The organism is Paraburkholderia sp. J69-1, assembly GCF_905220255.1.
Taxonomy (GTDB): domain Bacteria; phylum Pseudomonadota; class Gammaproteobacteria; order Burkholderiales; family Burkholderiaceae; genus Paraburkholderia.
Genome location: NZ_CAJMZG010000002.1, coordinates 314,957 through 327,807, shown reverse-complemented (window position 1 = coordinate 327,807; position 12,851 = coordinate 314,957). Strand labels below are relative to the sequence as shown.

The window sequence follows — 12,851 nt, the reverse complement described above, 5'->3', positions numbered from 1 at the left end:
GCCGACATTCGAGGAGATCGACGCGATGGAATCACGCTCCCGTTTCGGCGCGAGCCTGTTGCCTTATCTGCTGATCGGACCGCAGCTTGCGGTCACCGCCATTTTCTTTCTATGGCCTGCGGGTGTGGCACTGCTGCAATCCACTCAAGCCGAGGATGCCTTCGGCACGTCGTCGGAGTTCGTGGGTTTTGCGAACTTCGCGCGGCTCTTTCAGGACCCGCTCTATCTGGGTTCGGTCAAAACGACGCTGATCTTTACCGTGCTGGTGACGGTGTGCGGGCTCGCGCTTTCGCTCGTGCTGGCCGGCATGGCGCATCACATCACGCGCGGCAAGCGCTTTTATCAGACCTTCCTGATCTGGCCATATGCGGTCGCGCCGGTGATTGCCGCGGTGCTCTGGGGTTTTCTGTTCAACCCGAGCATTGGCCTCGTAACCTATGCGCTGGCGCGCGTGAATGTGATCTGGAATCACGCGCTCAATCCCGGTCAGGCGATGACGCTGATTGTGATTGCCTCGGTATGGCAGCAGATCAGCTATAACTTTCTATTCTTCTACGCGGGTTTGCAGGCCATTCCGCAATCGTTATTCGAAGCGGCGGCCATCGATGGCGCCGGGCCTGTGAGGCGTTTTTTCGGCATCGCGTTTCCCTTGTTGTCGCCCACGAGTTTCTTTCTGCTCGTCGTGAACGTGGTGTATGCGTTGTTCGACACTTTTCCCGTGATCGACGCGGCAACCGGCGGCGGGCCGGGGCAGGCAACGCGCACGCTTGTCTACAAGATTTTCGATGAAGGATTTCGCGGCCTCGATATCGGCAGTTCCGGCGCGCAATCGGTGGTGCTGATGCTGCTCGTGATCGGCCTCACGATTTTTCAGTTCCGCTTCATCGAACGGCGGGTGCAATACTGATGGTCGAAAATCGCCGCTATTTCAATCTCTTTTGCCACGCGATGCTGCTGCTCGGCGTTGCCGTCGTGGCGTTTCCGGTCTACGTCGCGTTTTGCGCGGCGACCCAGAGCGAACAGCAGGTGTTCAGCGTGCCGCTCTCGCTCGTGCCTGGCACGCATCTGTTCGAGAATGCCGCTACGGTCTGGAATATCGGCACCGGCAGTGCGGCGAGTCCGTTTGGCAAGATGCTGCTCAACAGCGTGATTACGGCGCTCGTGATTGCCGTGGGCAAGATCGTCATTTCGATTCTCTCCGCTTATGCGATTGTGTTCTTTCGCTTTCCGCTGCGGCGTCTTTCCTTCTGGCTGATTTTCGTCACGCTGATGTTGCCGGTGGAAGTGCGCATTTTTCCCACGGTGCAGGTAGCGGCCACGCTGCATCTCACCAACACCTACGCGGGCCTCACACTGCCTTTGATTGCTTCCGCTACGGCCACCTTTCTGTTTCGCCAGTTCTTTCTCACTTTGCCGAATGAATTGATCGAAGCGGCGCGTATCGACGGCGCAGGGCCGATGCGTTTCTTCTGGGATGTGGTGCTGCCGCTTTCGAAGACGAATATTGCTTCGCTATTCGTCATCACCTTTATTTACGGCTGGAATCAGTATTTATGGCCGATTCTGATGTCGAGTACCGCATCGATGACAACCTCGGTGGTCGGCATCAAAAGCATGATCGCGAGCGGCGATGCCGCCACGCAATGGCAACTGGTGATGTGCGCGACGATGATCGCCATGCTGCCGCCGCTCGTGGTGGTGCTGGCGATGCAGCGCTGGTTCGTGCGCGGGCTGGTCGATGTCGAAAAATGAGCGGCACACGCTCGCGATAAAACGGGAGACGGCATGGCGGCATTGAGTGTGCGGGGCGTGACGAAAAGCTATGACGGCGCGCAGCAGGTGCTGCATGGCATCGATGTAGAAGTCGCGGATGGCGAATTCATGGTGCTGGTCGGACCCTCCGGCTGCGGGAAATCGACCTTGCTGCGCATGGTGGCGGGGCTCGAAAGCGTGAGTTCCGGCGAGATTGCGATTGGCGGCAAGGTGGTCAATCGCATGGAGCCGAAGGATCGCGATATCGCCATGGTGTTCCAGAACTACGCGCTTTATCCGCACATGACGGTCGCGCGCAATATGGGCTACAGCCTCAAATTGCAGGGGCTGGACAAGCGCGAAATCGGCGTGCGCGTAGCCGCAGCGGCCGATATTCTCGAACTGGGTGCGCTGCTTGAACGCAAGCCGCGCGAACTGTCGGGCGGCCAGCGCCAGCGCGTGGCAATGGGGCGTGCGATCGTGCGCGAGCCTTCCGTGTTTCTCTTCGACGAACCGCTTTCGAATCTGGATGCCAAACTGCGCGTACAGATGCGTCTGGAAATCCAGCGCCTGCATGCGCGGCTGAAAACCACCAGCCTTTATGTCACGCACGACCAAATCGAGGCGATGACGCTGGCGCAACGCGTGATGGTGCTCAACGGCGGCCGCGCGGAGCAGGTCGGCACGCCTGGCGAGGTCTATGACCGCCCGGCGTCGATGTTCGTGGCGAGCTTTATCGGTTCGCCGGCCATGAATCTGCTGCAAGGCCGCGTAAGTGCGGACGGCCAGCGTTTCGAAACGGCCGGCATGGGCCCGCATTTGCCCTTGCCGCTCGCGGCGCTCGCGCCCGAACTGCGCGAGCAACTGAAGCCGGGGCGCGAATGCGTGCTAGGCGTGCGTCCCGAACATCTGTATGGCGGCGATGTCGGCGGTGAAGGTATCACGCTCGAAGTCGAAACCTGCGAACTGCTGGGCGCCGATAATCTCGCCCACGGCCGCTGGGGCAGCAATGAGGTGATCGTGCGCCTTCCGCATGAAACCCGGCCCGCGCGCGGCGAGCGCATTGCCGTGCGTCTGCCGGCGGCGCGCCTGCATTTCTTCGACCCGGCCGGGGGGAAGCGCCTCGCCTGAGCGGGCTATGTCGTAACATAGCGTTTTGGGCCCTCGCACAGGCGGTCCGCACCTTGTTTCGCTTCGGAAACGCACGCGCCATGAGGCTTTTTTCGCGCGTTTCCTATGGGCAACAAGCGGGTAACAAACAGGCAACAAGCAGGCAACAAGCAGTCAACAGACCGCAAACACACACGACCAGGCGACATGGCCGCATCCCACACGCTTCGATTCCGCTCGCGCGCTGCACGCGGCGCTTATTCCGCATTCGCTCTGCGCGGGAGCCGCCATTGAACGCGCGCGAACTGCCTGCGGGGCTGATGCTCGTCCACGGCAACGAGCCCGAGCGCTTGCGCGATCTGATCGTGCACTGGATCACCCAGCATCCGATTGCGCCGCTCGAAAAGGAAGTGCTGCTGGTCCAGAGTAACGGCATCGCGCAGTGGCTCAAGCTCGCGTTCGCGGCCGATCCGCAGGATGGCGGTTGCGGCATTGCGGCGGCGCTCGAAATGTCGCTGCCGTCGCGTTTTCTATGGGCCGTTTATCGTGCGGTGCTGGGTGAGGATGCGGTGCCGGCCGTGTCGCCGTTCGACAAATCGCGCCTGGTCTGGCGGCTCATGCGCATGCTGCCCGCGCTGCTCGACGAACCGGGCTACGAGCCGCTCAAGCGCTTCATGTCGAACGACGAAGAACAGCGCAAGTGCTTTCAACTCGCGCAGCGCGTGGCCGATCTGTTCGACCAGTATCAGGTCTATCGCGCCGACTGGCTGGCCGCATGGGCCGCCAACGACGATGTGGTGATCGACGCGCGCAATAACCGCATTGCGCTCGCCGACGATGCGCGCTGGCAGGCCGCGCTCTGGCGCGCCTTGCTGGCCGACGTGAGCGCGCGCGCGCCCGCAGGCAGCGCTCTGGCGGAAACGGGCCGCGCCGCCGTGCATGACCTCTTCATGCAGCGCGCCGAAAGCTGGCAGGAAGGCGATGCGCGTCCGCGTGGACTGCCGCGCCGCCTCGTGGTGTTCGGCATTTCGAGCCTGCCGCGCCAGTCGCTCGAAGTGCTGGCGGCACTCGCGCGCTGGAGTCAGGTGCTGCTCTGCGTGCACAACCCCTGCATGCATTACTGGGCCGATATCGTCGCCGATCAGGATCTGCTGCGCGCGCGTCATGCACGCCAGCGCCGTCGCGCGGGCGCGCCCGCCATCCTCGACGAATCGCAACTGCATCTGCATGCGCAGCCTTTGCTGGCGGCCTGGGGCAAGCAGGGCCGCGATTTCATCGGCCTGCTCGACGAATACGACAGCGACGAAGCGCGCGAAACCTATACGCCGCATTTCACGCGCATCGGCCAGCGTATCGATCTGTTCGACGGCGCCGAGCCGCATACGCTGCTGCAACAGTTGCAGGACGATATCCGCGATCTGCGGGCCTTGCCGGAGACGCGCGAGCATTGGCCGGCAGTCGATCCGCAGGTGGACGATTCGATCCGCTTCCACGTGGCGCACAGCGCGCAGCGCGAAGTGGAAATTCTCTATGACCGCCTGCTTGCGGCGTTCGCGGCCGACCCGGCTTTGCGCCCGCGCGACGTGATCGTGATGGTGCCGGACATCGAGGTCTATACGCCGCATATTCAGGCTGTTTTCGGTCTGGTCGATGGCGACGATCCGCGCTACATCCCGTTCAGCATTGCCGACCGCGCGCAGCGTGCATTCGATCCGCTGATCGGCGCGCTGGAGATGCTGCTGTCGCTGCCGCACGCGCGCGTGACGGTGAGCGATGTGCTCGACCTGCTGGAAGTGCCGGCGGTACGCACGCGCTTCGGTATCGATGCCGACGATGTGCCCACGCTGCGCAACTGGATCGACGGCGCGAATATTCGCTGGGGCCTGCATGCGCAGCAGCGTGCGAGTCTGGGCCTGCCGCAAGGCGACGAAGCGAGCGCGCCCAATAGCTGGATGTTCGGCCTGCGTCGCATGTTGCTCGGCTACGCGGCCGGCGATCGTGCCAACGCGTGGCGCGGCATCGAGCCGTATGCGGAAATCGGCGGGCTGGATGCGGCGCTGCTCGGGCCGCTCACGCGCCTGATCGATGCGCTCGACGAAGCATGGCGCACGCTCAGCGAGCCGGTGAGCGTGCCGCAGTGGTGCGAGCGCCTGCGTGCGCTCACAACGACGTTTTTCGCCGCGACCGAAGGCGAGGATGCCTTCACGCTCGAACGCCTCGATAAAGCGCTCGAAACGTGGCGCGACGCCTGCGATGAAGCGGCGCTGACGCAGGCGTTGCCGCTGGCGATCGTGGCGGAAAACTGGCTCGGCCAGCTCGATGGCGGCGGTCTCTCGCAGCGCTTTTTTGCGGGCGCCGTCACCTTCGCCACGCTGATGCCGATGCGCGCGATTCCGTTCCGCTATGTGTGCCTGCTCGGCATGAATGACGGCGATTATCCGCGCAGCCGCACGCCGCTCGACTTCGACCTGATGCGACGCGACTATCGTCCGGGCGACCGCTCGCGTCGCGAAGACGACCGTTATCTGTTCCTCGAAGCCATGCTGTCGGCGCGCGATCATCTGCATATTTCGTGGGTGGGCCGCAGTGTGACCGACAATACGCCGCGTCCGCCTTCGGTGCTGGTCGGGCAGTTGCGCGACCATCTCAAGGCGGGATGGCATCTCGAAGGCGAAGAGCCCGACAAGCCCGGCAAACTGCTGGATGCGCTGACGATCGAGCATCGGCTGCAACCGTTCAGCGCCGAGTATTTCCCGGCCGATCCGCAAGACACCGCGCTCTATACCTACGCGCACGAATGGAGCCGTCCTGCGCCGCTTGCAGGCACGACATCCGCCGATACCGTGCTGGCGGCGGCTGAGCGCGACGAACCGCTTTCCATCCGCGAACTGGGTGAATTTCTCCGTGATCCCGTGCGCAGCTTTTTCCGCCAGCGCCTGCGCGTAGGCCTCGAAATGCAGGACGAAGCGAGCGAGAACCACGAACCGTTCGAAGTGGACGCATTGCAGGCGTGGCAGTTGCAGGACGAACTGATTCGCGCGCAGTTGCGGGCCATGGAACGCGGCGATGGCGATCTCGATACGGTCGCGCGCGAGCGGCTCGAACGCATGCATCGCAGCGGCGACCTGGCGGCGGGCGGCTTTGGCGAGGTCATCGGCGAAGAACTGCTCGAGCCGATGGAGGCGCTGTTCGCCGAATATCGCAAGGCGCTGGCACGCTGGCCGGATCAACTGGCGCATCAATACGAAATTCGTCTCGATGTGCAGCGCGATGGCCGCACGCTCGAACTGCAGGACTGGATCGACGATATCCGCGAAGGCGAGGGCGGCGCGCTGGGCCGCGTGATTCTCGACGCGGGCACGCTTATCAAGGACAACAAGTATCGTGGCGACCGGCTGGTGGCGTACTGGGTTGCGCACGTCGCGGCGCAACTGGCGGCGGGCGAGGTGACGACGGTGATCGTCAGCAAGGTGGGTGTGGCGGAGTTCGCGCCGGTGGCGCCTGAAGTGGCGCGCGCGTGGCTGCTCCAGTTGCTCGCGGCGTGGGACGAAGGCACGCGCAGGCCGTTGCCGCTCGCCGTGAAAACTGCGTTCGCCTGGCTGCGCAAACTGCCGGCCGATTATGTTGCGGACACGGGCGACATTCCGGCCGACGCCTGGGACGCTGCGCGCACGGCGTACGAGGGCGCGACGCGCCTGCCTGGCGAGCGCGATACGAATCCCTATCTGCGAAGGGCTTTTGCCGATTTCGATACATTGATTGCGGGTGACGAATTCGTTGCGCTCGCAACGTCGTTGCTGATGCCGGTGCAGCGCGCGCCGCTTTCATCGTCGAAGAAGAAGCCTTCGGCCAATGCCGCCGATACCGCTGGAGAAACCGCATGACCCCGGCAGACGACATGATCGCCGATGTGCTGGAGCCGCTGCGCTTTCCGCTTTACGGCAGCCGCCTGATCGAAGCGAGCGCGGGCACCGGCAAGACCTTTACGATCGCGATGCTCTATGTGCGCCTCGTGCTCGGGCATCACGGCGCCAGTGAATTTCATGACGAAGAAGACACCGGGGACGCGCAGGCGCAGGTGGGAATACGCCCGCTCACGCCGCCTGAAATCCTTGTCGTGACCTTTACGGATGCGGCGACCAAGGAACTGCGCGAACGTATTCGCGCGCGTCTGATCGAAGCCGCGGAATACTTCCGGGCCAATGCCGACGAGGTGCCGCTACGCGCGCCCGGCGTCGATCTGCTGCACGATCTGCGCGAGGAATATCCGCCCGAACAATGGCCAGCTTGTGCGCGTCGTTTGCAACTCGCGGCGGAATGGATGGACGAAGCGGCGGTGTCCACGATCCACGGCTGGTGCAATCGCATGCTTAGCGAGCATGCGTTCGATAGCGACAGTCTCTTTTCGCAGACGCTGGAAACGGACCAGACCGAGTTGCGCGCGGAAGTCGTGCGCGACTACTGGCGCACCTTCATGGCGCCGCTGGATGCGCGCGGCGCGGGCGAAGTGCGCGCGTGGTTCGCGAGTCCCGACGCCTTGCACGGCGCGATTCGCAGCCTGCTCGCCCACGCCGAACTGCTGCCCGATGCTGCCGAGCCCGCAGCGGCCTTGCATGAAGCCCGCACGCAGGCGTTCGAAGCGCTCGAAACGTTGAAGGCGCCGTGGCGCGCGGGTATCGACGAAGCCGAAGGGCTGATTGCAGCAGCACGCGAAAAGAAACTGTTCGACGCGAAGAAGTTGAACACGCGCAATTGCGAAAACTGGTTTGCGAAGCTGCGCGAATGGGCCAACGACCCGGAAAGCGCTCATCCGGGTTTCAAGGACGATGCCGCCGTGTGGACCCGTCTGACGCCAGACGGTCTCGCGGAAATCTGGAAGGACGGCAAGCCGCCGGCGCACCCGTGCTTCACGGCAATGGAAACCTTGCTCGAAGCGCTGTCCGCACGGCCCGAAGCGAAGCTGCCCATTCTTTGCCATGCGGCGCGCTGGGTAGCGCGCCGATTCGAGGAAGAGGAAGCGCGCCGCTCGCAGATGGGTTTCGACGATCTGCTGACGCGTCTGCTCGCCGCACTGAAAAAGCCCAATGGACCGCGACTTGCCGAGATTATCCGCAAGCAGTATCCGGTCGCGCTGATCGACGAGTTCCAGGACACGGACCCGGTTCAATATCAGATCTTCGACTCGGTCTATGCGATCGAGTCGAATAACATCGATACGGCAATCGTCTTGATCGGCGATCCGAAGCAGGCGATCTACGCATTTCGTGGCGCGGATATCTATACCTATCTGCGCGCAAGGCGTGCCTGCGCCGGGCGGCTCTATACGCTCAAGAAGAACTTCCGCTCGACGCGCGCGATGGTCGATGCGGTCAACCGCTGTTTCGAAGCGGCGGAAACGCGTACCGAAGGCAGCGGCGCATTTCTGTTTCGAGGCGCAAACCACGGTGACAATGCCTTGCCGTTCGTTGCCGCCGATGCGCACGGCCGTCCCGATGAACTCGTGGCGAACGGTAACGCGCTGCCCGCGCTCAACGTCTGGTGGCTGCCGGGCGCGGACGACGGCAAGCCGCTCAGCAAGACCGCGTACTTCGCGAGCATGGCCGCGAGTTGCGCGACGGAAATGGTGCGCCTGCTCAATCTCGGGCAGATGGGCGCGGCCGGTTTCGAAGGCGAAGCGGGCTTGAAGCCGCTGCGGCCCGCGCATATGGCCGTGCTGGTGAACAACCGCGACGAAGCGCGCGCGATTCGCGAAGCGCTGGCGGTGCGTGGCGTGCGTAGCGTTTATCTTTCCGACCGCGATTCGGTTTATCTCACGTCCCAGGCCGAAGAGTTGCGCTTCTGGCTCGGCGCGTGCGCGGAACCCGACGATGGCCGGCTCGTGCGCAGTGCGCTCGCCACGGCGTCGCTGGGCCTGGGCTGGAGCGAACTGGACGCGCTGGGCCGCGATGAAATCGCCTGGGAAGGGCGTGTGCTGCAATTCCGCGGCTATCGCGAAGTGTGGCGCAAGAAGGGCGTACTGCCGATGCTGCGCCGTCTGCTCAACGATTTCCACGTGCCGCAGCGCTTGCTCGGCGAAAGCGCCGCATCGGGGCTGAATGGCGAGCGCGCGCTCACGAACCTGCTGCATCTGGCCGAACTGCTTCAGCAGGCCAGCACGCAACTCGACGGTGAGCACGCGCTGATCCGCTATCTGGACGAGCAGCGCGAAGACGAAAGCGCGGGCGGTGGCGGCGATGCACGTCAGTTGCGGCTGGAAAGCGATGCCGGGCTCGTGCAGGTCGTCACGATCCACAAGTCGAAAGGTCTGGAATATCCGCTGGTTTTCCTGCCTTTCGCGTGCGCGCATCGTGCGGTGAAAGCCACCGACGTGCCGTTCAAATGGCACGATCAGGATGGCGAACTAAAAATTACGCTGGAAGCGGAGCCCGCTGTACTGGTTCAAGCCGACCGTGAACGGCTTGGCGAAGATCTGCGCAAACTTTACGTCGCGCTCACGCGCGCCTGCTACGCCACGTGGATTGGCTACGCGCCCGTGCAGAACGTGGAGGGCAGTGCGTTTGGTTATCTGGTGGGTGGTGGCGAGGCGCTGCCGGCTGAACAGAGCGATACGCTGCTTGAATCGTTCCGCGGGCCGTGTCACGACATCGATATTGCACTGGCGCCGGCGGCTGGCAACGAAATCTTTGCCACGGTGGGCCCGGCTGCGATGCGCGGACATGCGCGCATGTTCCCGCGCCGCACGCGCACGCCCTGGTGGATCGCCAGCTATTCGAGCCTCAAGACCGTGGAGGGCACGCAGGGCGCGTTCGCGGCAAAGCTGGAAGACGAGGAGCGCGCCGCGCCCGACACCCGCAGCGAAGACGTCTTTCTGGAACTGCTCGGCGCGAGCGCGCCTCAGAGCGATGACGTGCCCGAAGCGAATGCACTCGCGCCCGCCAACACGCCGATGCACGGTTTCGAGCGTGGCGCCGACGCCGGTAGTTTTCTGCACGAACTGATCGAATGGATCGCGAACGAAGGTTTCGCCGAGATCGCAGCAGCGGGCGCGCATGAGCGTTTGCGCGACATGATCGCGCGTCGCTGTAGCGTGCGCGGCTGGGATCGGTGGATCGATACGCTGACGCAATGGATTCTGTCTTTCATCACCACACCGCTCAAATTGCCCGATTTCGACGGCGAACCGGTTGCGCCGCTCACGCTTTCGTCGCTCGATAAAACGCGCTATATGGCGGAAATGGAGTTCTGGGTTGCCGCGCATCGGGTAGAAACGCGCGAGCTCGATGCACTGGTTACCGCATTGACGCTCGATGGCGCCGAACGGCCGCCGCTGGACGCCGCGCGCCTGAACGGCATGCTCAAGGGCTTTATCGACCTGGTATTCGAGCATGAAGGGCGTTACTACGTCGCCGACTACAAGTCGAATTGGCTAGGCTTCGACGATGCTTCGTACACCGTAGAAAAAATGCAATCGCAAATCCTGCATTCGCGTTATGAACTGCAATATGCGCTTTATTTGTTTGCGCTGCACCGGCTGCTCAAATCACGATTGCCCGACTATGACTACGATCGACATATCGGCGGGGCGGTTTATATGTTCCTGCGCGGTGGAAATTCGGCAAGCCAGGGCTTGCATTGCGAGCGGCCGCCGCGCGAGTTGATCGAAGGACTCGACGCGCTGTTTGCGAATCACGACACGCTGGAGGGCGCGGTATGACGAAGCGACGCACGACCGCGACTTCCGCGCCGAAAGACGGTATCGGCGTAACGGGCGATCTGTTCGCCGATCTGGATTTGCCCGCGCAAGCGCCAGAGCCTGAACGCGTGATCGACGCACCAAAGCCCGAGGTCTCCAACGTGGCGGCGGCGCGCACGGCTACAGCCAGCACTGCGGCGCAGATGCTGGCCACGCTCGAACGTTGGGTCGAGCGCGGCTGGCTGCGTGCGCTCGATGGTGCGTTCGCGCGCTTTCTGCTGGAAGAGGCGCCTGAAGCCTCGCCTTTGCTCTTGCTTGCGGCGGCGCTCGCCAGTCATCAACTCGGGCGCGGACACGTGTGCCTCGATTTGCAAGCGACGCTCGATGATCCGGCCTTTGCGTTGTCCCTGCCGCCCGACGGCCCGCAGGTGCAAACCGACGAACCGCCGCAACCGCCTGCCGAGGTGCTGGCGGGCGTCACGCTCGAAGACTGGCTCGCGGCGCTCGATATGTCCGATCTCGTGGGCAAGGATGCAGGCAACACGCCGCTCGTGTTGACGGGGACGCGTTGCTATCTGCGCCGCTACTGGCAATACGAACAGGACGTGCGCGCGGGCATCGAAGCGCGGCTCGCGCAACGCGCCCGCATCGATATGGAATTGCCCGCCGCTGCGGCGCGCGCGGCGCTCGATGCGCTGTTTGCGCCGCGCGATGCGGTGGAACCGGCAAAGCAGGCCGACTGGCAGAAGCTCGCTTGCGCACTCGCCGCGCGCAGCGCTTTCAGCATCATCACGGGTGGGCCGGGCACGGGGAAAACGACCACCGTGGTGAAGTTGTTGGCACTCCTGCAGACCTTGGCGCTGGGCAGCAAGGCATCGGCGCGACCATTGCGGATTCGTCTGGCCGCACCGACGGGTAAGGCGGCGGCGCGGCTGAACGAATCGATTGCAGGTGCAGTGGCGCGCCTGCCGTTTGATGCGCTCGCGCAGAGCGTGGATGCAACGGCTTTGCGCAACGCCATTCCCACCGCAGTGACGACGCTGCATCGCGTGCTGGGTACGCGGCCCGGCAGCCGGCGTTTCCGTCACGATGCGGCCAATCCGCTGCCTGTCGATGTGCTGGTGATCGACGAAGCGTCGATGGTCGACCTTGAAATGATGGCGGCGGTGCTCGATGCCTTGCCGCCGACGGCGCGTTTGATCCTGCTCGGCGATAAGGACCAGCTGGCTTCCGTCGAGGCGGGCGCCGTTCTCGGCGAACTTTGCGATCGCGCCCGCGAAGGCCACTATACGGAGGCGACGCGCACGTGGCTCGAAGCGGCTACGGGCGAGCGGATCGACACCGTCATGCTCGATGCGCGCGGCACGCCGCTCGATCAGGCCGTGGCGATGCTGCGTCAGAGCCATCGTTTCGCATCGGAAAGTGGCATTGGCGCGCTCGCGGAACTCGTCAATACCGGCGATGCGACGGGCGTGGCGAAGATCTGGCGGCATGGCTATGCGGATCTCGCACGCGTGATCTGCCCCATGCACGACGATGCGCCGCTACGCGCGTTGATCGTCGATGGCAATGTTGGCGAGGCTGGGCAGCAACAAGGTGATGTGCCGCGGCGCGGTTATCGTCACTATCTGAAAACGATGCGCAGCACACGTCCAGCGCCTGGTGCGACGCCTGAAGAACTCGCTTTATGGGCTGCCGGCGTGCTGAAAGCGCACACGGAATTCCAGTTGCTGTGCGCATTGCGACGCGGCGCCTGGGGCGTGGAAGGGCTCAACCGGCGCGTGGCGCGATTGCTGCAGGAAGAGGGTTTGATCGAGCCGCTGGGCGACTGGTACGCGGGACGCCCCGTGCTGGTCACGCACAACGACTACGAGCTTGGGCTGATGAACGGCGATATCGGCATTGCGCTCGATTTGCCGGTTGAAGAGGGCAAGCCGCCGGTTCTGCGCGTGGCGTTTCCGTCCGGTGACGGCGTGGGCGGCGTGAAGTGGGTATCGCCTAGCCGTTTGCAGGGCGTGGAAACGGTGTTCGCGCTGACGGTCCACAAATCGCAGGGCTCGGAGTTCATGCACGCGGCGCTCGTGCTGCCCGATACCTACAGCCCGATCCTCACGCGCGAACTCGTCTACACAGGCATCACGCGGGCGCGCGCGTTTCTGACGCTTGCCGTGCCGGAAGGGCGTTCGGTGCTCGACAGGGCAGTCGTGGCGAAGGTGCAGCGCGCGAGCGGGCTGATGGCAGGCCTTGCTGGCGACAGCCACTAACAAAAACAACAACGCGCCGGGCGGCGCCGGGG

Annotated in this window: 6 protein-coding genes; all 6 read left to right on the top strand. The window is 63.8% G+C overall.

Going from position 1 to position 12,851, the window contains the following annotated elements; translation table 11 throughout:
* Positions 1–25: 25 nt before the first annotated feature.
* The 6 genes from ugpA to recD all read left to right on the top strand — a co-directional run bounded on the left by ugpA (position 26) and on the right by recD (position 12,819).
* Positions 26–907 carry a sn-glycerol-3-phosphate ABC transporter permease UgpA gene (ugpA, locus tag U5A67_RS04570; RefSeq protein ID WP_205982364.1) on the top strand — a complete coding sequence of 294 codons (882 nt, stop codon included), beginning with the start codon at positions 26–28 and terminating at the stop codon, positions 905–907.
* Positions 907–1,752 (top strand): sn-glycerol-3-phosphate ABC transporter permease UgpE, encoded by an 846-nt coding sequence (gene ugpE, locus U5A67_RS04565; protein ID WP_205982365.1) that lies wholly within the window; start codon positions 907–909, stop codon positions 1,750–1,752. The genes ugpA and ugpE overlap by 1 nt, the downstream gene beginning before the upstream one ends.
* A 33-nt stretch (positions 1,753–1,785) precedes the next feature.
* On the top strand, positions 1,786–2,883 hold the full coding sequence (locus U5A67_RS04560; protein ID WP_321813229.1) for a sn-glycerol-3-phosphate import ATP-binding protein UgpC: 1,098 nt from the start codon (positions 1,786–1,788) through the stop codon (positions 2,881–2,883).
* Positions 2,884–3,152: 269 nt separating this feature from the next.
* Entirely contained in the window at positions 3,153–6,746 is a 3,594-nt protein-coding gene (gene recC, locus U5A67_RS04555; protein WP_321813228.1) for an exodeoxyribonuclease V subunit gamma, read from the top strand.
* On the top strand, positions 6,743–10,576 hold the full coding sequence (gene recB / locus U5A67_RS04550; protein WP_321813227.1) for an exodeoxyribonuclease V subunit beta: 3,834 nt from the start codon (positions 6,743–6,745) through the stop codon (positions 10,574–10,576). The genes recC and recB overlap by 4 nt, the downstream gene beginning before the upstream one ends.
* Positions 10,573–12,819, top strand: a complete 2,247-nt coding sequence (gene recD, locus U5A67_RS04545; RefSeq protein ID WP_321813226.1) for an exodeoxyribonuclease V subunit alpha — start codon at positions 10,573–10,575, stop codon at positions 12,817–12,819. Before recB ends, recD begins: the two co-directional genes overlap by 4 nt.
* Positions 12,820–12,851 lie beyond the last annotated feature (32 nt).

What these genes read in the sequence shown, in the direction of transcription:
- ugpE (WP_205982365.1), top strand. Translation starts at nt 907, where the DNA reads ATGGTCGAAAATCGCCGCTATTTCAATCTCTTTTGCCACGCGATGCTG.
- recD (WP_321813226.1), top strand. Translation starts at nt 10,573, where the DNA reads ATGACGAAGCGACGCACGACCGCGACTTCCGCGCCGAAAGACGGTATC.
- ugpA (WP_205982364.1), top strand. Translation starts at nt 26, where the DNA reads ATGGAATCACGCTCCCGTTTCGGCGCGAGCCTGTTGCCTTATCTGCTG.
- recB (WP_321813227.1), top strand. Translation starts at nt 6,743, where the DNA reads ATGACCCCGGCAGACGACATGATCGCCGATGTGCTGGAGCCGCTGCGC.
- U5A67_RS04560 (WP_321813229.1), top strand. Translation starts at nt 1,786, where the DNA reads ATGGCGGCATTGAGTGTGCGGGGCGTGACGAAAAGCTATGACGGCGCG.